This window comes from Paenibacillus sp. FSL M7-0420 (assembly GCF_038002345.1).
Lineage (GTDB): Bacteria > Bacillota > Bacilli > Paenibacillales > Paenibacillaceae > Paenibacillus_AQ.
The window spans coordinates 5,254,131-5,273,125 of sequence record NZ_JBBOCJ010000001.1 but is presented as its reverse complement, the minus strand read 5'-3'; the positions used below and the strand labels follow the sequence as shown (position 1 = coordinate 5,273,125).

At 51.6% G+C, this 18,995-nt stretch carries 25 protein-coding genes and 3 tRNA genes; 16 read left to right on the top strand and 12 right to left on the bottom strand.

Going from position 1 to position 18,995, the window contains the following annotated elements; genetic code table 11:
• The 6 genes from carB to MKX51_RS22455 all read left to right on the top strand — a co-directional run bounded on the left by carB (position 1) and on the right by MKX51_RS22455 (position 5,819).
• Positions 1 to 3,222 (top strand): carbamoyl-phosphate synthase large subunit, encoded by a 3,222-nt coding sequence (gene carB / locus MKX51_RS22480; RefSeq protein ID WP_340993951.1) that lies wholly within the window; start codon positions 1 to 3, stop codon positions 3,220 to 3,222.
• 196 nt (positions 3,223 to 3,418) lie between these two features.
• The gene (gene pyrF / locus MKX51_RS22475) at positions 3,419 to 4,135 is read left to right on the top strand and encodes an orotidine-5'-phosphate decarboxylase (protein WP_340995682.1); all 717 of its coding nucleotides are present in this window, start codon (positions 3,419 to 3,421) and stop codon (positions 4,133 to 4,135) included.
• Positions 4,132 to 4,773, top strand: a complete 642-nt coding sequence (gene pyrE, locus MKX51_RS22470) for an orotate phosphoribosyltransferase (RefSeq protein WP_340993950.1) — start codon at positions 4,132 to 4,134, stop codon at positions 4,771 to 4,773. The genes pyrF and pyrE overlap by 4 nt, the downstream gene beginning before the upstream one ends.
• Positions 4,774 to 5,372: 599 nt before the next feature.
• A complete protein-coding gene (locus MKX51_RS22465) occupies positions 5,373 to 5,537 on the top strand; it encodes a hypothetical protein (RefSeq protein WP_340993949.1) in 165 nt (54 codons plus the stop codon).
• 85 nt (positions 5,538 to 5,622) lie between these two features.
• Positions 5,623 to 5,696 (top strand) — tRNA-Met (locus MKX51_RS22460).
• A 49-nt stretch (positions 5,697 to 5,745) separates the two neighbouring features.
• Positions 5,746 to 5,819, top strand: a tRNA-Ile gene (locus MKX51_RS22455).
• 601 nt (positions 5,820 to 6,420) lie between these two features.
• Here MKX51_RS22455 and MKX51_RS22450 read toward each other — a convergent pair.
• Positions 6,421 to 6,621, bottom strand: a complete 201-nt coding sequence (locus MKX51_RS22450) for a DUF6199 family natural product biosynthesis protein (RefSeq protein WP_340938938.1) — start codon at positions 6,619 to 6,621, stop codon at positions 6,421 to 6,423.
• Between the two features lie 763 nt (positions 6,622 to 7,384).
• Between MKX51_RS22450 and MKX51_RS22445 the strand changes: the two genes are divergently transcribed.
• From MKX51_RS22445 to MKX51_RS22435, 3 genes are all read left to right on the top strand, one after another.
• Positions 7,385 to 7,603: a hypothetical protein gene (locus MKX51_RS22445; protein WP_340993948.1), complete on the top strand. Its 219-nt coding sequence runs from the start codon at positions 7,385 to 7,387 to the stop codon at positions 7,601 to 7,603.
• Between the two features lie 176 nt (positions 7,604 to 7,779).
• Positions 7,780 to 8,019 (top strand): hypothetical protein, encoded by a 240-nt coding sequence (locus tag MKX51_RS22440; protein ID WP_340993947.1) that lies wholly within the window; start codon positions 7,780 to 7,782, stop codon positions 8,017 to 8,019.
• A gap of 190 nt (positions 8,020 to 8,209) precedes the next feature.
• A complete protein-coding gene (locus MKX51_RS22435; RefSeq protein WP_340993946.1) occupies positions 8,210 to 9,013 on the top strand; it encodes an undecaprenyl-diphosphate phosphatase in 804 nt (267 codons plus the stop codon).
• A 10-nt stretch (positions 9,014 to 9,023) separates the two neighbouring features.
• Here the strand turns inward: MKX51_RS22435 and MKX51_RS22430 are convergent, their stop codons facing one another.
• The 3 genes from MKX51_RS22430 to MKX51_RS22420 form a co-directional block, all read right to left on the bottom strand.
• Positions 9,024 to 9,188 (bottom strand): hypothetical protein, encoded by a 165-nt coding sequence (locus MKX51_RS22430; protein WP_340938942.1) that lies wholly within the window; start codon positions 9,186 to 9,188, stop codon positions 9,024 to 9,026.
• A 92-nt stretch (positions 9,189 to 9,280) separates the two neighbouring features.
• Positions 9,281 to 9,823: an ImmA/IrrE family metallo-endopeptidase gene (locus MKX51_RS22425; protein ID WP_340938943.1), complete on the bottom strand. Its 543-nt coding sequence runs from the start codon at positions 9,821 to 9,823 to the stop codon at positions 9,281 to 9,283.
• Positions 9,824 to 9,966: 143 nt separating this feature from the next.
• Entirely contained in the window at positions 9,967 to 10,143 is a 177-nt protein-coding gene (locus MKX51_RS22420; protein WP_076076056.1) for a YjfB family protein, read from the bottom strand.
• Between the two features lie 169 nt (positions 10,144 to 10,312).
• Here MKX51_RS22420 and MKX51_RS22415 point away from each other — a divergent pair, with 169 nt between their 5' ends.
• Entirely contained in the window at positions 10,313 to 10,468 is a 156-nt protein-coding gene (locus MKX51_RS22415; protein ID WP_155991357.1) for a hypothetical protein, read from the top strand.
• A 47-nt stretch (positions 10,469 to 10,515) separates the two neighbouring features.
• Here MKX51_RS22415 and MKX51_RS22410 read toward each other — a convergent pair whose 3' ends face one another.
• Together MKX51_RS22410 and MKX51_RS22405 are read right to left on the bottom strand one after the other, a co-directional pair.
• Entirely contained in the window at positions 10,516 to 10,662 is a 147-nt protein-coding gene (locus MKX51_RS22410; protein ID WP_340993945.1) for a hypothetical protein, read from the bottom strand.
• 128 nt (positions 10,663 to 10,790) lie between these two features.
• Positions 10,791 to 11,231 carry a NucA/NucB deoxyribonuclease domain-containing protein gene (locus MKX51_RS22405; RefSeq protein WP_340993944.1) on the bottom strand — a complete coding sequence of 147 codons (441 nt, stop codon included), beginning with the start codon at positions 11,229 to 11,231 and terminating at the stop codon, positions 10,791 to 10,793.
• A 162-nt stretch (positions 11,232 to 11,393) separates the two neighbouring features.
• Between MKX51_RS22405 and MKX51_RS22400 the strand changes: the two genes are divergently transcribed.
• Positions 11,394 to 12,869, top strand: a complete 1,476-nt coding sequence (locus tag MKX51_RS22400) for a glycosyl hydrolase (protein WP_340993943.1) — start codon at positions 11,394 to 11,396, stop codon at positions 12,867 to 12,869.
• Positions 12,870 to 12,886: 17 nt separating this feature from the next.
• Here the strand turns inward: MKX51_RS22400 and MKX51_RS22395 are convergent, their stop codons facing one another.
• Entirely contained in the window at positions 12,887 to 13,378 is a 492-nt protein-coding gene (locus tag MKX51_RS22395) for a PH domain-containing protein (RefSeq protein WP_340993942.1), read from the bottom strand.
• Positions 13,379 to 13,579: 201 nt separating this feature from the next.
• Between MKX51_RS22395 and MKX51_RS22390 the strand changes: the two genes are divergently transcribed.
• A complete protein-coding gene (locus tag MKX51_RS22390; RefSeq protein ID WP_340938949.1) occupies positions 13,580 to 14,182 on the top strand; it encodes a hypothetical protein in 603 nt (200 codons plus the stop codon).
• Positions 14,183 to 14,269: 87 nt separating this feature from the next.
• Here MKX51_RS22390 and MKX51_RS22385 read toward each other — a convergent pair whose 3' ends face one another.
• A complete protein-coding gene (locus tag MKX51_RS22385; RefSeq protein WP_340993941.1) occupies positions 14,270 to 14,695 on the bottom strand; it encodes a GNAT family N-acetyltransferase in 426 nt (141 codons plus the stop codon).
• Positions 14,696 to 14,970: 275 nt separating this feature from the next.
• Here MKX51_RS22385 and MKX51_RS22380 point away from each other — a divergent pair, with 275 nt between their 5' ends.
• Positions 14,971 to 15,306: a YolD-like family protein gene (locus MKX51_RS22380; RefSeq protein ID WP_340993940.1), complete on the top strand. Its 336-nt coding sequence runs from the start codon at positions 14,971 to 14,973 to the stop codon at positions 15,304 to 15,306.
• 40 nt (positions 15,307 to 15,346) lie between these two features.
• On the opposite strand, the gene MKX51_RS22375 is transcribed toward MKX51_RS22380, so the two are convergent.
• Positions 15,347 to 15,508 carry a hypothetical protein gene (locus MKX51_RS22375; RefSeq protein WP_340938952.1) on the bottom strand — a complete coding sequence of 54 codons (162 nt, stop codon included), beginning with the start codon at positions 15,506 to 15,508 and terminating at the stop codon, positions 15,347 to 15,349.
• A gap of 178 nt (positions 15,509 to 15,686) precedes the next feature.
• Between MKX51_RS22375 and MKX51_RS22370 the strand changes: the two genes are divergently transcribed.
• The 3 genes from MKX51_RS22370 to MKX51_RS22360 all read left to right on the top strand — a co-directional run bounded on the left by MKX51_RS22370 (position 15,687) and on the right by MKX51_RS22360 (position 17,190).
• Positions 15,687 to 16,373, top strand: coding sequence for a M15 family metallopeptidase (locus tag MKX51_RS22370; protein WP_340993939.1), 687 nt, complete (start codon positions 15,687 to 15,689; stop codon positions 16,371 to 16,373).
• 75 nt (positions 16,374 to 16,448) lie between these two features.
• Positions 16,449 to 16,925, top strand: a complete 477-nt coding sequence (locus MKX51_RS22365) for a WGxxGxxG family protein (protein ID WP_340993938.1) — start codon at positions 16,449 to 16,451, stop codon at positions 16,923 to 16,925.
• A gap of 179 nt (positions 16,926 to 17,104) precedes the next feature.
• Positions 17,105 to 17,190: transfer RNA gene (locus tag MKX51_RS22360), tRNA-Leu, on the top strand.
• 201 nt (positions 17,191 to 17,391) lie between these two features.
• On the opposite strand, the gene MKX51_RS22355 is transcribed toward MKX51_RS22360, so the two are convergent.
• From MKX51_RS22355 to MKX51_RS33270, 3 genes are all read right to left on the bottom strand, one after another.
• Positions 17,392 to 17,547 (bottom strand): hypothetical protein, encoded by a 156-nt coding sequence (locus MKX51_RS22355; protein ID WP_340993937.1) that lies wholly within the window; start codon positions 17,545 to 17,547, stop codon positions 17,392 to 17,394.
• Entirely contained in the window at positions 17,544 to 18,713 is a 1,170-nt protein-coding gene (locus tag MKX51_RS22350) for a tyrosine-type recombinase/integrase (protein WP_340993936.1), read from the bottom strand. Before MKX51_RS22350 ends, MKX51_RS22355 begins: the two co-directional genes overlap by 4 nt.
• A gap of 80 nt (positions 18,714 to 18,793) precedes the next feature.
• Positions 18,794 to 18,994, bottom strand: coding sequence for a helix-turn-helix domain-containing protein (locus MKX51_RS33270; protein WP_445322078.1), 201 nt, complete (start codon positions 18,992 to 18,994; stop codon positions 18,794 to 18,796).
• Between the last annotated feature and the right edge of the window lies 1 nt (position 18,995).

Genomic DNA, 18,995 nt, shown 5'->3' with positions numbered 1-18,995 from the left:
ATGCCTAAGAACAACAAACTCAAAAAAATTCTGGTTATCGGCTCCGGCCCGATCGTTATTGGTCAAGCTGCCGAATTCGACTATGCAGGCACTCAGGCCTGCCAGGCCCTTAAAGAAGAGGGCGTCGAGGTCGTGCTGATCAACAGCAACCCGGCGACGATTATGACCGATACCAATATGGCGGACAAAGTATACATCGAGCCGATCACGCTGGAATTCGTGACTGGCATTATCCGTCAGGAGCGCCCGGACGGGCTGCTGCCGACACTCGGCGGACAGACCGGCCTGAACATGGCTGTAGAACTGGCCCGTGCCGGAGTCCTGGAGCAAGAGAAAGTGAAGCTGCTGGGTACACAGCTCGAATCCATCGAGAAAGCGGAGGACCGCGATCTGTTCCGCGAGCTGATGCGCGAGCTGGATCAGCCAGTGCCGGAAAGTGCGATTATTACCAGTGTGGAAGAAGCTCTGGGCTTCGCCGCAGGAATCGGCTATCCGCTGATCGTTCGTCCTGCCTACACGCTGGGCGGAACCGGAGGCGGGATCTGCGACAACGAAGAAGAGCTGCGTGAGACCGTTAAGGCGGGTATCCGTTACAGCCCGATCGGCCAATGTCTGGTCGAGAAGAGCATCGCCGGGATGAAGGAAGTTGAATATGAGGTTATGCGTGATGCGAACGACAACTGTATCGTAGTCTGCAACATGGAGAACTTTGATCCGGTGGGCGTACATACGGGCGACAGTATCGTTGTGGCACCGAGCCAGACGCTGTCCGACCGTGAATATCAGATGCTGCGCAGCGCTTCCCTGAAGATTATCCGCGCGCTGAGTATTGAAGGCGGCTGTAACGTTCAGTTCGCACTGGACCCGCAGAGCTACCAGTATTACGTCATTGAAGTGAACCCGCGTGTAAGCCGCTCCTCGGCGCTGGCCTCGAAGGCGACTGGTTATCCGATTGCCAAGATGGCAGCCAAGATTGCCCTCGGCTATACGCTGGATGAAATCGTCAATCCGGTGACCGGGCAGACTTACGCCTGCTTCGAGCCTACACTGGACTATATTGTCAGCAAAATCCCGCGCTGGCCGTTCGACAAGTTCACCTCGGCGAACCGCAAGCTGGGTACCCAGATGAAGGCGACCGGTGAGGTCATGGCGATCGGCCGTACCTTTGAAGAGTCGATTCACAAGGCCATCCGGTCGCTGGAGATCGGTGTCCACCGTTTCCGTCTGCCGGGAGCGGAGCTGCTTGAAGAGAGTGTGCTGCGCTATAGACTTGCCAAGCCGGATGATGAGCGCCTGTTCCTGATCGCCGAAGCCTTCCGCCGCGGGTATGAGCTGCAGGAGATTCAGGATATTACAAATGTGGACTGGTGGTTCCTCTCCAAGATCGAAGGGCTTGTGAGCTTCGAGGATGAGATCCGTGCCGAAGAGACACTGTCTGCTGACATACTGTATCAGGCCAAGCGCAAGGGCTTCACAGACCGGGCGATTGCCGAGATTCGTGCCGAAGGCCGTCCGGGCGGGGCATTCACCAAGGAGTCGGAGGTACGTGTGCTGCGTCTGCAGCAGGGTCTGGTTCCGGTATTCAAAATGGTCGATACCTGCGCCGCTGAATTTGAGGCCACTACGCCATACTATTACTCTACCTATGAGACAGAGAATGAGGTCATTCATTCCGATAAGCAGAAGGTGATTGTACTCGGCTCCGGTCCGATCCGTATCGGCCAGGGGATTGAGTTCGACTACTCCACTGTGCATGCGGTATGGGCTATCCAGAAGGCTGGCTATGAAGCCGTCATAATCAATAACAATCCAGAGACCGTATCTACGGATTTCAATACCTCTGACCGTCTGTACTTTGAACCGCTGTTCTTCGAGGATGTCATGAACGTCATTGCCCAAGAGAATCCGATCGGAGTTATCGTGCAGTTCGGCGGACAGACCGCGATTAACCTGGCTGCACCGCTTGCTGCTGCGGGTGTGAACATTCTGGGTACCAGCCTTGCGAGTATCGACGAAGCCGAGAACCGCAAGAAGTTCGAAGCGCTGCTGGCCCGTCTGGATATCGCACAACCGAAGGGCAAGACTGTAATCAACATTGATGAGGCTGTCGAAACCGCGCAATCACTCGGTTATCCGGTGCTGGTTCGTCCATCGTATGTCCTGGGCGGACGCGCCATGGAGATTGTCTACAACGACACAGAGCTGCTGAGCTATATGGTTGAAGCGGTAAAAGTCAATCCGGAGCATCCGGTGCTGATCGACCGCTATATGCTGGGCAAAGAGGTTGAGGTTGACGCCATCTGCGACGGCGAGACCGTAGTTATTCCGGGGATCATGGAGCATGTGGAACGCGCAGGGGTTCACTCCGGCGACTCCATCGCTGTCTACCCGCCGCAATATCTGGATGAAGGCCTCAAGCAGAAGATTGCCGAGATCACGATAAAGATTGCCAAAGAGCTCAAGACCATCGGGCTGGTGAACATCCAGTTTGTTATCTATCAGGACGAAGTGTATGTGATCGAGGTTAACCCGCGCTCCTCGCGTACGGTTCCGTTCCTGAGCAAGGTGACCGGTATTCCGATGGCGAACCTGGCGACCAAGATCATTCTCGGCGGCAAGCTGAAGGAAGACGGGTACACGGAAGGCCTCTGGCCGGAGAGCGACTATGTGTCAGTCAAAGTGCCGGTGTTCTCTTTTGCCAAGCTGCGCAGAGTTGAGCCTACACTCGGACCGGAGATGAAATCCACCGGTGAGGTCATGGGCCGCGATAAGCTGTATGCCAAGGCGCTCTACAAGGGCCTGATCGGCGCAGGGATGAAGATCCCGGCTACCGGGGCAATCATTGTAACTGTAGCCGACAAAGACAAGGCTGAAGCGGTTGAGCTGATGAAGGGCTTCCATGCCATGGGCTACAAAATCATCGCCACCGGCGGTACAGCAGCGGCGCTGGAGCAGGCCGGGCTGAACGTGATGAACGTGAACAAGCTGGATGAGGGGGAGCCGACCATTCTGGATCTGATCCGCGGCGGTCAAGCGAACTTCGTCTTCAATACATTGACTAAGGGCAAAACACCTGAGCGTGACGGATTCCGCATCCGCCGTGAAGCGGTAGAGAACGGCGTCGTTTGTATGACCTCGCTTGACACGGTAACGGCGCTGCTGAGAATGCTGCAGACGATTAACTTCTCGTCCCAGTCGATGCCTGCTTTTGTCGGACAATAAGATAGAGGGTGAGGCAGCTGTAACAGGCTGCTACAGGGACGGTTTGCGTTAACGCAGACCGTTCCCCTATGCCCGGGACCTGGAAATGGTTGCTTAGGAGACCACTTGAACCAAGAAAGAGGGGAAGCGAATGGACGGGACAGCAGCACAGCAGCATGAACATGAGAACATAGGACAGGTAGAGAAGCGTAATGAAATGGCCGGACGCCTGATGGTAGCCTTGGATTATCCGAATGCAGACAAGGCGCGGGCGCTGATCGAACAGCTCGAAGGCATTCCCTGTTATATGAAGGTGGGTATGCAGCTGTTCTATGCAGCCGGACCTGAGTTCATCCGGGAACTGAAGGAGCGCGGATATTCGGTATTCCTCGATGTGAAAATGCATGATATCCCCAACACCGTACGGGGCGGGGCCGAAAGCTTGACCCTGCTCGGGGTTGATATGTTCAATGTACATGCCGCCGGAGGAGCTGCCATGATGGCAGCTGCGGTGGAGGGGGCGGCGAAGGCCGTCAGCCTCCAGCCGTCGCTGCACATGCCGCTGATTATCGCGGTAACCCAGCTTACCAGCACCAGTCAGGAAGTGATGAACCGCGAAATCGGCATAGCCGGACCAGTGACGGATGCGGTGGTGCGTTATGCCAAGCTTGCAGCGGAAGCAGGCCTGCACGGAGTCGTAGCATCCCCGCAGGAATCCTTGGTGATTGCCGAAGCCTGCGGACCGGAATTCCGCACGGTTACCCCGGGCATCCGGCCCGCCGGGGCGTCCCTGGACGACCAGTCCCGGGTCATGACTCCCGGACAGGCTATCCGCCAAGGCAGCCACTACCTGGTAGTAGGCCGGCCGATTACAGCAGCGGCAGATCCGCGAGCTGCAGCACTGAATATTATTGAGGAGATGAGCCAAGCATGAGCATATTAGAGAATCGAAGTGAACAGGTCGCCAGTCATCTGCTGGAGATCGGAGCGGTAGCCCTGCGCCCGCAGGAGCCGTTCACCTGGACCTCCGGCATTAAATCGCCGATCTACTGCGATAACCGTCTGACCATGGCCTTTCCGGCTGTCCGCAACTACATTGCGGAGGCCTTCGCAGAGCTGATCAGAACCAGCTATCCGGACGCCGAGGTGATCGCCGGGACAGCAACAGCCGGTATCCCGCACGCGGCCTGGGTGGCCGATAAGCTCGGTCTGCCGATGGCTTACATCCGCGATAAGGCCAAAGGCCACGGCAAGCAGAACCAGATCGAAGGACTCATCACGCCCGGCCAGAAGGTCGTCGTCATCGAGGACCTGATCTCCACCGGCGGCAGCTCCATCAAAGCCGCGCAGGCCGTTCAGGAAGCAGGCGGCCTCCCGTTGGCCGTGCTGGCCATCTTCAGCTACGAGCTGGACCGCGCGGTAGACGCATTCGCTGCAGCGGAGCTTCCGCTCCAGAGCCTGTCCAACTACAGCACGCTGATTAATGTGGCGCTGGCCCAAGGCAAGATCGCTCAGAGCGATGTAGCGCTGCTGCAATCCTGGCGCCAGGACCCTGCCGCCTTCGGCGTGTAGGGTAGGAGAAGACGCTGAGGCTGGAAGATAGTGCGTGGAGAATACGTAAAGCGTAAAGTGTAAAGCGTAAAGTGTAAAGCGTAGAGAGTGCGTAGAAGAAGCTTTGTACCCTTAGCCGGGGAAGGGGCTTCTTTTTTATGCTTTAATTAGTTTTTGGGCTCTTAGGGAAAAGAAGTGGAAAAACAGCATCTATTCACTGGCCCAGCATACTTATAGAGGCTTTAGTTGGAAAAAATACACTTGTTGAAATCTGAAATCGACAATAACGCAGATACCGCCAGAACTAAATGACCTAAATCCACTTATTTCCTTTGAAGAGGCGATTTCCGCCCAAGCAAGTGTATAAAATCCAACTATTTCCCCTCAACTGCTCATTACAATTAGCTGCATACTCCATACTCTGTTCTCAACTCATTTGTTAGACTCCATCCCCCCCAGTAATCTGCTCCATGCCAGCGTTATCCTTCAACCAGTCACCTAAGCATAAGGGCAGAAATTGCCATCCACTCCGCAGAGCAATCCTCTAATTTTCTTGCAAAACTGGGCATGATAAATAGCACCGGGACATATATTATTGCGATGAAGGAGAAGAGGGTATCATGAATTGGATCTATTTTTCCAAGCTGTTCAGGACCAGATTTCAAGCGGGCTGCCTTGCCAAAAGACTGGAGCAGGACGGCTGGATCTATGGCTATCATGATCCGCGTTTTGTGGAAATATACCGTTCGCGCAAGGGGCGTTATGGTGTGCGTTTTCTGCCTTAGCCAGAAAAACCAAAATCATCCTTGACTTTATCCATGGCTATATTGTATATTATCTATTGTCGCTGTTTAAATAATTATTAACTGACGCGGGGTGGAGCAGCCCGGTAGCTCGTCGGGCTCATAACCCGAAGGCCGCAGGTTCAAATCCTGCCCCCGCAATTACCTTATTACACCGGACAGCACTTGTATAATACGGATATCCTAGTCCGGGCCCTTAGCTCAGTTGGTTAGAGCGGTCGGCTCATAACCGATTGGTCACAGGTTCGAGTCCTGTAGGGCCCACTTCACTTAACCCCCTTGCCTAGCAAGGGGGTTTTTAATATGCATCGGCTGCTGTATTACATGTTAACAAATATATTATAGAAGTTTTACTATGATTGAGCCTGTACAAATAATAAGTCCGTCTGGCATTAAGCCCGGCGAGTTTTATTTTATAGCTTTTTCAAATACTCAATAAATATGTTCTGATTTCTTAGGGTTTAATTTTATTACTTGTTACTTCCATTCTTTTGTTCTTTAGCTTTCTCACTGAAATGTAAGCTAATAATAGCAATTACCAATAAAGCAACACCTACTATATTAGAGAATACAGGCTCATTGTTTGAAAATGATCTTATTAGCAACCGAATATTTATAGCAAGAGCCCCGAACCAACATAAGTAAACAAACCATTTAGTAGTGTTTTTCATTATTTTACCTTTCACATACATTATTTTATAGTTATCCACGGAACCGTTGAAAATATTAATGTACCGTCAATCGTCTGGCCTTCCCCGTGCGCTCATTGCTATTCCTTAACAGGGCTAAAAATTTTAAATGAAAATAAAAACAGGAGTGGTTGGCAGGGAAGCGCCAGCAGCTCCTGTTTTATTGTTTTATCCCCCTAACCAAACATAGAGGGCAAAAAGAACAAGAAAAAGAGAATAAGAACGATCACACTTGTGATTCGGCTCATCATGAGATAGGCTTCACTGGGGCCGGAGTCGCCCTTGACCATCCAGCCATAACGCATATGCCAGCCCATGGCCGGGAAGAAGATATTCAGCATCGCAATCAGTACAAATAGAATAGCAAAGACAACCATTTTTACCAGCTCCTTTATCAGTTTTACGTGAATTGAGCATCTGAAGTTGCACATCATTTATAGCGTCAGCTTAATTGATGCAGCATGAGTTTGAAGGAGAATAACCAAAAAACAGACCCGAATTAGAAATTCGGGTCTGACAGGGAAGTATCAGTTGTCCAATTCTAAAATACGAAAAATAATAAAATTTGGTGTGGGACATTGTGATGTATTTAAGGGCGTAACTACTATGGCTAACGCCCGTTTTTTTTGGAATTAGGTTGCTGACTAGTAAAAACTGGTTTTTCGTCCATTTCTAAACCAGATGGGATGCGTACACTACACTATCTTATTAGGGAGGTGTCCGTATTGAGTTGTCCAGACGATAAAAAATGTCATCCTAAAAAAATCGTCACCCTCGTTTCTCCAAAAAGAAAAAGAAAAGAACACCGGAAAGTTGTTAAGAAAGTGATTAAAAAGGTTGTTAAAGTAACCTGTCCACCGCCTGAAGTCAATGTCACTACTCCAACCGTCATTGGTCCCACAGGGCCCCAAGGAGCGCAGGGCTCCCCGGGCATACCGGGAATCCCGGGGGCAAGAGGTCCCCAGGGAACAGCAGGTCCTCCGGGACCTGCCGGCGGGCCTCCAGGGCCCCAAGGCCCCCAAGGTGTGCCCGGGCCACCTGGAGCGATAGGCCCCCAGGGAGCAGCGGGGCCTGTCGGCCCTCAAGGGGCGCAGGGAGTTCCGGGAGCCCAGGGCCTCATAGGTCCCCAGGGCCCTCAGGGTGAACCTGGTCCGGCGGGAGCGATTGGGCCACAAGGCATTGCCGGAGCTACTGGTCCGGCCGGAGCGGCAGGAGCTGCAGGGTCGGCTGGAGCAACAGGAGCCACTGGGCCAGCCGGAGCGGCAGGAGCTGCAGGAGCTGCAGGAGCCGCAGGAGCTGCAGGAGCGACCGGGGCAACAGGAGCAACCGGGGCAACAGGAACGGCGGGAGGGGTATTAGGATTTGCTGATTTCTTTGCTCTGATGCCTTCTGATAATACGGCAACGGTAGCGCCGGGCACAGATGTAAGCTTTCCTCAAGATGGCCCTACCAGCGGGACAACGATTGCCCGTACCGGACCGAGTTCTTTTAATTTAGCGGCTATTGGGACGTATCAGGTGCTGTTTCAGGTTAGCGTGGACGAAGCCGGACAACTAATCTTGACTTTAAATGGTGCAGATCTCGCTTATACCGTAGTTGGGCGGGCAACAGGTACCTCACAAATCGTAGAAATGGCGATCGTGCAAACAACGGTCATTAACAGTATTCTAACCGTTCGCAATCCTGCCGGAAATGCCGCTGCACTTACAATTACTCCTCTTGCCGGAGGAACAAGACCCGTTTCAGCACATCTTGTTATTACACAATTAGCATAGCGGCTATTTTACGAATAGAGCATAATGAAATTTTGCCACCAGTAGCTTGGTGGCTTTTTTGTGGTCACAACGCCACATGACATTTATGTCACACCTAATCCGTTATTGTAAGGTCAAACGATGGGGAATTTCCTTCCTGCCTCTTATACTGGAAATATATTGATTCACTTCCGAAAGGGGCTATTCACCAGTGACTGAAGCTATCAAAGCAATCATATTAGGGATTATTGAGGGGTTGACTGAATTCTTGCCGGTCTCGTCTACCGGGCACCTTATCCTGGCAGGGGATTTGCTGGATTTCGAGGGGGAGGCTGCGGTTACCTTCAAAATCGTAATCCAGCTAGGTGCGGTAATGGCCGTGCTGCTGCTGTATTGGAAGAAGTATGTGAACATTGGCGTGAATATGCTTAAGATGGATTTCGCCAAGAGTAAGGGATTGAATGCAATTCATATGATCCTGGCCATGGTACCAGCGTTAATCATCTATCTACTATTCAAGGACACGATCAAGAGCCAGCTATTCGGCCCCAAGCCGGTCCTCATTGGTCTGATTGCTGGTGGTCTCTTGATGATCTTCGCCGCACGCAGCAGGAGTACCGTAACGGCAGAGACCGTGGACGGTCTGAATTATAAACAAGCCTTCGGCATCGGGCTGTTCCAGTGTCTGGCGCTGTGGCCCGGCTTCTCAAGATCCGGCTCGACGATCTCAGGCGGTCTGCTGCTGGGAACCAGCCAGAAAGCCGCTGCGGACTTCACCTTCCTGATCTCAGTGCCGGTGATGTTCGGAGCAAGCCTCCTTGACCTGTATGACAGCAGGGATCTACTCAGTTCAGATGCGCTGACCCTGATGCTTATCGGGTTCGTGACGTCCTTCCTCGTAGCCATGATTGCAGTAGTCACGTTCATCAAGCTGATTAAGCGGCTACGCCTGGAATGGTTCGCGCTGTACCGGTTCGTGTTAGCGGGGCTATTCTATGTAATTGTTATTCTGTAAAATCCTGCACTCAGCCGTATTCCTTAGGCTCCTGCAGCAGGATGGAGAAGGTCTGGGTCTCGTGGTCCACTTCAATCGTCTCAATGCCGACAAAATCCGGGATCTCGGGGTGGACGGCATCCACGCTGTATTCCGGATGAGTCAGCAGTAATTGAATCACTTGCATAGCTTCCATGTCGATGGTGATCCCCTTTACAGTAGAATCTAACCCTGTGTTAGAGGGGAATCTCCGCCCTCCGGGTCTATAGCGTATTATCCCCGCACTGCTTAGCGAATATGTCTGTGGATGATATTTCTGTCTTCGTTACGTTCCATAACAGCCATTAATTGCCCCTGGAAAATTCGTCTCTGGATCTGATCGATCCGCTGCAGAGCAAGTGGGACGGGTACCTGGAACGCTACAGCCAGCTCGGCAACGGCATCCTCACGAAGCTCGGGCAGCGTATTCGCTGAGATCATACTATAGGGCATGGAGGCATACAGGATGAACCGGTCGGATTCATCTCTCTGCGCCTGCGTGAACACTCCGGGCATAAGCGTAGACTTGCCGGCATGCCGCAGCAGATGACAGAGCTCGTGGAGGAATTCCAGCCGCTGCAGCTCGGGAGGAAGACGGTTGTCGATGAACATGCTGTACATTCCGGCCGCAGCCTCAATCGCCTTGCTTCTGACATCCAGATAGTGTACCCAGATATTGAGCCGCTTCGCTATGTAATCGATGGAGATGTCAGACGGCTTGCGGATGCCTATGCGCTGGTACAGATCCTCTGTCCATTTCTCCAAAGCGGTCATCTGATAATAGCCTTGCATAATCAATCACCCCAGATATAAGATCGTATGTTCGTGTTATTGGCCAAAAGAAAAGCCCGTAAGGGCTAAGCAGCAGTTCAGCGCGTACTCTTCACCGGCTGAAATATGGAACGGGTGTTCCTATGTATGTAAGCATAAAGGAATTACGCCCGAATATCAAGTGTTTTTCCCAAGGTGGGGTGCGTGGCCTGACTCAGCATCTGAACCATATCCTGGGCGCTGCTCTGCGCCTGCTCCTTGGCAAGGCTCATCACCTGCAGCCCTGCGGCCTGCTGTAAGGATGACTGGCTCATCACTACGGATAATGCAGCAATATCCATCCGGCATTCCTCCCTCCATTTGTTTTGAAGCTATTGCTTCATACTCTATATCGACCATTGGACGCCTGTCCGTTAGGTGAATGGTATTTCTTTGCCAATTGGCCCATGCAACGGGGCGGAATTCCACATATTCTGTGCTGTATTCAATATTCAAGAGGAGGAATTAATTATGGGAGCAGAGTATGGTTGCGGTTGTGGAAATAACGTAGGTGGAGTGAATCAGGGACCTCCAATCGTTCCGGTAGTAAGCCCTTGGACTTCGACAGGTGCCATTCTGGTTCTGTTCATTCTGCTGGTTATCATCACTAAAGCCTGTTTGTTCTAGAATCGCCAATAGCCAGTGTAGCCCTGTCCGGCCTGTGCCGGATAGGGCTATTTCTTTTTCTTCTTATGAGCACGGGCCGTTGGCCCGATCTGGCGTTTGATTCTGCCTGTAGCTGCATCGGTTTCAATGATATAGAGTTCTTTGATTGTTCCTGCAAGCGCGAACCATTCCTGTAAGGCTTCAGCTTCGGACATAGGGCCGTACAGCCTTTTGCCCCGATAACAGATATAGAACACTTCCGGCTCTCCATCAAAGTTATATTATCCCATTTCATTCTACGCTGTATCGCGGTGAAATTGAATAACATCCCCCACATGCCGGCTTATTTGAAAATAAACTCCACACGCGTACCGTCAGCGAACGCCTCCAGCTGATTGCCGACCCAGCTTCCCGCTCCGCGGTTATCACTGGGCGTTATGTACTCAATATGCGCCCCGGCTCCGCCTTCTGCACACATGGCCATCGGCCATTCGTCCCGGTCATAGCCTTTCTTCGTGGGGACTCCCTTCAGAGACGCCTTGCGGTTCTCCTCCGCGTCCTTGCGGTTGATGGTGCAGATCGCTGACTCTCCCTTGCGGATGGCCTTCTGGATGTGCTTTGCGGTCTCCGGGTAGCGGTCTGCCGGGAACTTCAGCTTCACGACCTCCGAAGGATTCGCAGAAGGGGTCTGCGGCAGCCATTGCCCGTTCTCCTCCAGCAGGTAGGCGGCAAGACTTAGCAGGGCGATAATGATGAGACTGATGATGGACTTTTTGGCTTTCATATCTGCTCCTTTGTAGGTTGGTATGGGTATAAGGCCTGTGCCCAGAATAGTATAGCGTAAGAATACCGGATTGTGACAGCCCGAATTCTGTGCATCTGCCGTGCTGAAGTTCCATAATTCGTCATAATATGTACAAACACAATGAAAAGGATGGTGGAAAATGTGGAACAGCGCAATCTCAGGGACCTGCTGGATTCGGCCTCGCGGCTGATTGGTGATGTGCAGTGGCAAGCGGCTTTTCGCAAAATACAAATGGCTCCAGCTGACGCGGAGCTGGGAGCTCCCGCACGGAAGCTGCTGGAGACGCTGTACTGGCTGCAGGGCCAGGGAATGATCAGCGGTCAGCATGATTACCTGGAGAGCCCGGATGATATCAACAACAAGCTGAAGATTACGGCTGGCAGCTATGCCGGACTACACGGTTATGAGATGGGGCCGATCAGCGGCCAGACGGAGAAGCTTATCAGCAGTCAGCGGCAGGGCGTAACCGACAGTGCGATCCGCTGGCACAAGGCCGGGGGCATCGTAGCGATGACCTATCATGCCAACCTGCCGGGCAGCGCACCCGCCTGGACGAATGTCTCTATGAGCCTCAGCGAAGCTAATTTCAGCAAGTACATCACACCCGGAACCCCCGAATATACCGCGCTGATTGCCGAGCTCGATAAGGTAGCTGTTTTCCTGAAAAAGCTCAATGACGCCGGTGTCCCCGTCCTCTGGAGACCTTATCATGAGATGAACGGCGGCTGGTTCTGGTGGGGGCAGAAGTCCTCCTTCGTGACCCTCTGGGAGATCATGTTCCAGCGGTACACCGTCTATCATAAGCTGCACAATCTTCTGTGGGTGTGGAGTCCGAATGCCAAGAACAAGAATAGTGAGGAGCCGGCGAAATATTATCCGGGCAGCGGCAGAGTGGATGTGCTGGCGGCGGATATTTTCGAGGGGGATTACAAGGCAAGCCATCATGATACGCTCTGGGACCTGGGGCGCGGCAAGCTGATCGCCATCGGCGAGAACGGAGAGCTTCCTCCGCCAGCTGTGCTGGCAGGCACGCAGAACAAATGGAGCTATCAGATGACCTGGGGCAAGATGCTGTACGAGCGCAATAAGGATGCAGTGATTCAGGCTTTTATGCGGAATAGTGCCGTATTCTCCAGAGATGACTATTCGGCCAAAGCGGCGGCGTATGCTTCTTCAGGAGGGGTACTCCCCAAGCCGGGCCTCTATGGGCAGTATTATAACAATATTACGCTTACCGGCACGCCTGCCCTCACCCGGACAGATACCAATATTAACTTCGCCTGGAGGCAGGCGGCGCCTGATCCGGCCGTTCACGCAGATCTGTTCTCGGTACGCTGGAGCGGCCGAATAAGCGCTGCCTACAGTGAGACCTACACGATCTATTCATATTCCGATGACGGAATCCGGGTATGGATTGACGGGAAGCTGGTTATTGACAGCTGGATGAAGCAGAGCGGGCAGGAGCGGCAAGGCACCGTGAGTCTGATTGCAGGGAAGCTGCATGAGCTGAAGGTGGAGTACTATGAGAATCAGGGGGATGCGCGGGCGGTACTGATGTGGGAGAGCCCCAGCCAGGCCAAAGGCGTCATTCCGGCAGGAGCCCTCTACCTTCCATAACAAAGAGTAACGAAGCGTCAGATATGCTCGCGGTAGCTGATGTTGTTGGCGATTTTCTCGTCACGGACGGCTTGGCGCAGGATATCCTTGACAGATTGAACCTTACGGATTCTATTGAAGGGTAGCTGCGGAGATGAAGCATCATCCGACAAAATGATCAGCGTCCCGATGCCCAGCATGCGCTGCATAACCGACTGGGTGACGGAGAAATCGTTGACCCGCAGCAGCTCAATTTCTTCGACATCCTTGCCGATCAGTCCGCTCTTCACCATAATCCGCTGGGACGTAATCGTATACTTGGTGGTATTCAGTCCGATCAGCCCCTTGAGACGGTCGGAGATGCCGGCAGGCTTGCCCTGCCATAATTCTTGCTCGGGACCGGAGCTATGGCCAGCCGCCGGACGCCGTGCTGCTGCCGAAGAACCGGCCTCTTCTGTGCCTGCCCCGCATTCCCCGCAGAATTTGGCACCTTGCTTGTATTCCGCACCACATGCTGTGCAATAAGCCATGATAGATCTTCCTCTCCTTGAACGGATAAATTCATTATAGTATAACAGGAATTGCCAGTCATCAACGGGTTATTGACCGCCGTTTCTCCCTATGAATACGCTTATCTGCTGACATATGTTTCATTACGCCGAATTTTACATTAATTTCATTTGCACTTAACAAAAATCGATATTATTCTGTTAAGTGGAGGGATATTAACTATGAGACAAGCTTTACTTGCAGGACTGCTAATGGCCGTCATGATCCTCAGTGCCTGCGGCAATAACAGTGCTGAACCGGCATCCCCGGAAGAGGTACAGGAGACGGTACAGAGCTTTTACAATGAAATGTCGAAATTCGACGAAATGGGCAAATCCTCGCTTGAGAACTTCAACACCACGCTAACCTCTTATTCCACCGGACAAGCGACAGACAAAGAATTCCAGAAGGCTGTGGACAGCTTCCAGGATACCGCATCTCAGCTTGCAGATCATGTGAACGATATCAAGATTGCGGGTGGCCTGCCGGATACGATCGAGAAGCTGCTTAGAGATTCTGTGATTGCTTTTCAGAGTGCCTATCAGATCAAGGAGAAGGCTTCCAAGGGCGCAGTATCGCCCGATGTGACCGCTGAGGAATTCAACACGATGAATGAGCAGGCGGACATAGCGATGCTCTACGGCATCTCCAAGCTGAATGAAGCCAGAGAAGCCGCAGGACTGATTGAACCGGAGCAAGCCGTACCGGGAACCGTGTCAGATGCAGGCACAGATGCCAAGCAGGAACCGGGTGCTGGAAGCGCAGGGACTTCGTCAGTGAAATAAGCAGAGACAAGACTTGTTATACGCCAAAGGGTTCGGATGAAGACGCTGTACAGCATTACTGTAGGCGTCTTTTTGCTGTGGATTGAATTATTGGTCCAACCTTCTTGAGAAGTACTTAGGGGCCTCCCTGAAACCTTGTCTTTCATAAAATGTATGAGCCTCTATTCTTCTGGCATGGCAATGAACCTGGATACTGGCACATCCTCTTCGGCGGGCGGAAGCTGAGGCGAATTCCACTAATTCCTGTCCGATTCCCTTCCCTCTAACTGAGGAATCCACAACCAGATAACTAATGGAGGCGATATCTCCTCTCATGCCCAGCTGCGGGATATAATGCAGGGAAAGACAGGCGATAACACATCCTTCCGCTTCATAGACCTTTAACTCCTCATTGGGGTCAGCAAGCAGTCTTTCTATATTCTCTTTCATAAAAAGCTCGGTATCCGGGTAACCTAATTGCGTTAATAGTCTGGAAATATCCTCCCGATCCTCCACATTTGCAGCTCTAATCATAAATTTCATCTCCGTCCTTTCTACCCCATTACCCTAATGATGGCATCAGATTAGCTAAAATACTAGAACCACGGGATGGCTGTTTTCATGCAGGTGTGGTGCTAGTTCAACCCTGTATTATGATTAGCTGAAGCTCTCCTTCAGCGTCCTTGGCCTGACATTAATTTCTGCTTGCCTAACAAGATGGATCGCAGATATAATACAAACATGCGTTCGGTTTGTGGGCGGCAAGATGATGTAGTCCGGGTTATAAACAACAGAGTGGGGGAATAGCAATGGGCAAGAAGCTTGAAGCGGGCGGTCTGCGGGAGAGCAGCCGGATCATGTTGACGGAGCATAAGGGCGGGATCAGGAGGGACGAACGGGAGACCTGGCATAGCCTGAAGCCGGTGCTGGACGAGCAGAAGCTGGAGGAGATTGAGCATACGCTGGCCTTATCGCTGCGGAGTCATGTGCGGGTTACGCTGGTGCTGTATGGTCCTCTGGAGCAGAGGAAGCTGAGCGGGTTCGTGACCTCCATTCACACCCACTCGCGTGAATTCAAGCTGCGGTGGGCGGAGGAATGGAAGTGGCTGCTGGTAGATGACATTGTGGAGGCTTATATTGTCTAAAAGATAACCGTTCTGCCTGGAATCAGCACGGGTCCAAGCTTCATTTACCTGCCGCGGTGCCCGTCTTCTCATAGGCAATCAGCGTGACCTCCGGGTTCCCGGTCATCCGGGCAATTTCCGACTCCGCCTGGCGGATTACCTCCACCACATCCTCCTGGTCGCTAAGCGGGGCTATTCTGTAGCTGTCGCTGTATATCTCCATGTTCATCCCCCTTTCCGTTAGAATGACCTGACTTGCGGTCTGCATTCTTATTCTGGCCTGTAGGCACACAGTTCATCCGGGGAGATCAGGTGCTGCACAGCTCATTTTGCGAAAAAAATGGTCATCGGCGTAAACCGCCCGGCCAAAGCGGGCATATACTATACCAGGGGGTGAGTAGATGCTTACTTTGGAGCAGGTCAAGCAGAAGTCGGCCGCAAGGCTGGCGAAGCTGCATCCGGCCGTACTGGCCGGGGCGAACGAGCTGATTAGACGGAGCTATAACCGGGGGGTGCAGATCCTCATTACGCAGGGCATGCGCACGATAGCGCAGCAGAATGAGCTATATGCTCAAGGGAGAACCAAGAAGGGCGACATTGTAACGAATGCCCGGGGAGGCGACAGCTTCCATAATTACGGCCTCGCGATAGACTTCGCGCTGCTGCTGCCGGATGGCAGGAATGTGTCCTGGGATATGAATCGTGACGGGGATGGCGACAAGGTGGCAGACTGGCAAGAGGTGGTACAGGAGGGGAAGAAGCTGGGGTTCGAATGGGGCGGGGACTGGACCTCCTTCAAGGATTACGCCCATCTGCAGATGAGCTTCGGCCTTACCATCCAGGACCTGAAGGCAGGCCGGCGGCCTACTGCCCAGCAGAGTGCAGCCGCACTAAGCCGTATAACCGGAGGTGAGCCAGAGGTGAACAAGGATATCCCGGTAAATATTACGCTCAACGGTAAGAAGCTGACGACCGGCGTCATGGACGATGCGGTTACCTATGCGCCTGTACGTGCGATTGCGGAAGCGCTTGGAGCCAAGGTCACGTATAATGCGTCCAGCAAGACCGTGAACATTGTGAAGGAATAACTTCTCTGCATAGATGCTGTGCCGGATGGGGAAATTATCAGCGATTAACCACATCCATGAAGGGGGCACAACATTTTGAACAAGCTGATCACAAGTCTTGCCTGCGGTACGGTCCTGTCCATGAGTCTGCTCGGAGCAGGTGACATCTCCGCAGCAGCGCCGGGCGGTATGACCACTACGATTCCGGGCGTTATGAGCACCACCGCTCCGGGCATGCACAGCACAACTACTGACGGCCGGATGGGCAACATGGGGAATATGGGCAATCTGGATGACCGGATGATGGACAGCCGGGGCAACACCATGATGAATGAGACCAGAGATTCCATGCACAAGACCGAATCCATCATGAAGGACAAAATCCGTACCGGCGACAACAGCTCCGTCTCCCCGTTGTCCAACAATAACACAACGGGCCGCTACCGGGCACAGAGCACAACCACCACAGCCAACAACGACAACCGCTCCTCCAACTGGGGCTGGCTCGGTCTGCTCGGCCTCCTGGGTCTGGCTGGCATGCGCAGCAGAACCGGTGAGCGTGACCGCCACTAGTCTGAGCGGGGCACCGCAGTTCTGCAAATAAGGAACAGCAGCGCCAAGCACTAAAGCCCGTGTCAGTCTCGACTGAACGGGCTATTTGCTGCTTATGCAGAAATATTGGAAAAAGCAATTGCGTATCCTCCAGATACGTGATATTATATTTCTTGTCGCGTATAACGCACACACAACATGCCGGGGTGGCGGAACAGGCAGACGCACAGGACTTAAAATCCTGCGAAGGGTGACCTTCGTACGGGTTCGACCCCCGTCCTCGGCACTACAGCAACAAGGGTTTCAGCTCATTAGAGCTGGAACCCTTGTTTGTTTTTAAGGTGGTTTGCTAACATTTTGCTAACGGTGCCTCTTTTTTGGTGTAGATTCGAGGTTTCCGATACGTTCAGAATGATGCTTGGACCGACTTCACGATGAGCTGTTCTAGTTCAGAGTCTGCGTTTGTGGAATTTGTCACGCTCCATTCTCAATCGCTGGATTTCTGCTCTGATGACTTCTTTACGACAAGGTAAAGTATCTTGTCGCAGTACTCCAAAGCAAGTTTTACATGGAGCGTGGCTATGTCCAGCAGCGCAGAATTGATCGCCTCATTATCTAAAGCTCTCCAGGCTTTGTACTTCATTGAGCTGCTTCCTTTGTATTTTTGGAAAATAGATCGTTGATCTTTTGTGCTGTATCTTTTTTAGTCTCCATGTCGATGTGCGTATAGGTATTGGCTGTAATGCTGATGGTAGAATGCCCCAGCCACACCTGGATTTCTTTCAGGCTTACTCCATGCTTAATCAAATAACTGGCTGTTGAGTGCCTGAGATCGTGGAATCTGATGTGTGGCAATTCATTCTTTGCGAGTATGTCCTTGAATTTGTGGTTCAGGTATTCTGTCTTCATAGGACTGCCATCAGGCCAGCAGCAAACAAGACCGCTATTGACGTAATCTTTGCCGTATTGCTGTTTGTATTTCTTCCGTTGTTTCTTTAGATGTAACAAGTAATCCTCAAGTTTTTCCATTAAAGGCAAAGTGCGCTGGCTGCTTTCGCTTTTAGGTTTCTTTATGACAACATTTTTGCCGATCTTTACACGAACTTCTCGAATTGAGATTGTCTTTTCTTCAAAATCGATGCAATCCCACTTTAGCCCAAGCACCTCGGAACGGCGAAGCCCATAGTGAGCCGCGAGATAGACTGCCGATTCTATCGGTGTACCCAAACAAACCTCAAATAGCTTTTCGAGCTGTTCGACAGTGTAATAGCTAGCGTTGAACTTCTCCTGCTTTGGAAGTACGATTCGATCTGCGGGATTAAAGGGAATTAACTCCATTCGTAATGCGAATTTTAATGCACTCCTGATATTAGCGTGGTGTCTTCGTAGTGTTTTAGCGGATAATCTTTTTTTTCCAGTTGATGGATCATCTTGATACTTTGTCTCATAATATTTTTGCAGATGCATGGGTTGTAATTCTTGTAGGGGTATATCATTCTTACTCATGAAATATGGGATGATATGCTTTGTTACAATCATCTCATAACCCTCCCAAGTCGTTTCCTCGACCTCGTTTTTAATAACATTATTAAGCCAATCTAGCATAAATTCAGTGAATTTGAGTTTTCGCTGTGGAAGGACAAAACTGTTATTGTCCATCTTCGTAAGAGTTTCTCGTAGAAACTTTTCTGCATCTGATTTCTTCTCGCATTTGGTATTAATCCACTTTTGCTTCCGTTTCCCGGATTCGTCTTTTGTTTCGACAATGATGTACCAGTATTGATTGCGTTTACGTAAGCTGCCTTTCATGTGCTTCGACCTCCAATGATTTTATTGAATATGAAAAAGACAGGAGCGTGATTGCCCCTGCCTGCGAAACTGCTATTTGATTACATGTATTTCGATAGGTCTAGACTTGCTTTGCTTAGAATAAATTCTTTAACACTTAGTATAGGAATTCTGTACGTATGTCCAATTTTTATCGACCTAATTTCGCCAGATTTCAGTAGTCTGTAGGCAGAGTTTCTGCCAATTAACAATATGTCTAAAAGCTCTTCAACTGTAATAACTTCTGGATAATCTTGTAGCATC

Coding starts and splice junctions, on each gene's coding strand:
- carB (WP_340993951.1), top strand. CDS start 1: ATGCCTAAGAACAACAAACTCAAAAAAATTCTGGTTATCGGCTCCGGC.
- pyrF (WP_340995682.1), top strand. CDS start 3,419: ATGGCCGGACGCCTGATGGTAGCCTTGGATTATCCGAATGCAGACAAG.
- pyrE (WP_340993950.1), top strand. CDS start 4,132: ATGAGCATATTAGAGAATCGAAGTGAACAGGTCGCCAGTCATCTGCTG.
- MKX51_RS22465 (WP_340993949.1), top strand. CDS start 5,373: ATGAATTGGATCTATTTTTCCAAGCTGTTCAGGACCAGATTTCAAGCG.
- MKX51_RS22450 (WP_340938938.1), bottom strand. CDS start 6,621: ATGGTTGTCTTTGCTATTCTATTTGTACTGATTGCGATGCTGAATATC.
- MKX51_RS22430 (WP_340938942.1), bottom strand. CDS start 9,188: ATGGAAGCTATGCAAGTGATTCAATTACTGCTGACTCATCCGGAATAC.
- MKX51_RS22425 (WP_340938943.1), bottom strand. CDS start 9,823: ATGCAAGGCTATTATCAGATGACCGCTTTGGAGAAATGGACAGAGGAT.
- MKX51_RS22420 (WP_076076056.1), bottom strand. CDS start 10,143: ATGGATATTGCTGCATTATCCGTAGTGATGAGCCAGTCATCCTTACAG.
- MKX51_RS22415 (WP_155991357.1), top strand. CDS start 10,313: ATGGGAGCAGAGTATGGTTGCGGTTGTGGAAATAACGTAGGTGGAGTG.
- MKX51_RS22410 (WP_340993945.1), bottom strand. CDS start 10,662: ATGTCCGAAGCTGAAGCCTTACAGGAATGGTTCGCGCTTGCAGGAACA.
- MKX51_RS22405 (WP_340993944.1), bottom strand. CDS start 11,231: ATGAAAGCCAAAAAGTCCATCATCAGTCTCATCATTATCGCCCTGCTA.
- MKX51_RS22395 (WP_340993942.1), bottom strand. CDS start 13,378: ATGGCTTATTGCACAGCATGTGGTGCGGAATACAAGCAAGGTGCCAAA.
- MKX51_RS22390 (WP_340938949.1), top strand. CDS start 13,580: ATGAGACAAGCTTTACTTGCAGGACTGCTAATGGCCGTCATGATCCTC.
- MKX51_RS22385 (WP_340993941.1), bottom strand. CDS start 14,695: ATGATTAGAGCTGCAAATGTGGAGGATCGGGAGGATATTTCCAGACTA.
- MKX51_RS22380 (WP_340993940.1), top strand. CDS start 14,971: ATGGGCAAGAAGCTTGAAGCGGGCGGTCTGCGGGAGAGCAGCCGGATC.
- MKX51_RS22375 (WP_340938952.1), bottom strand. CDS start 15,508: ATGGAGATATACAGCGACAGCTACAGAATAGCCCCGCTTAGCGACCAG.
- MKX51_RS22370 (WP_340993939.1), top strand. CDS start 15,687: ATGCTTACTTTGGAGCAGGTCAAGCAGAAGTCGGCCGCAAGGCTGGCG.
- MKX51_RS22355 (WP_340993937.1), bottom strand. CDS start 17,547: ATGAAGTACAAAGCCTGGAGAGCTTTAGATAATGAGGCGATCAATTCT.
- MKX51_RS22350 (WP_340993936.1), bottom strand. CDS start 18,713: ATGAAAGGCAGCTTACGTAAACGCAATCAATACTGGTACATCATTGTC.
- MKX51_RS33270 (WP_445322078.1), bottom strand. CDS start 18,994: ATGCTACAAGATTATCCAGAAGTTATTACAGTTGAAGAGCTTTTAGAC.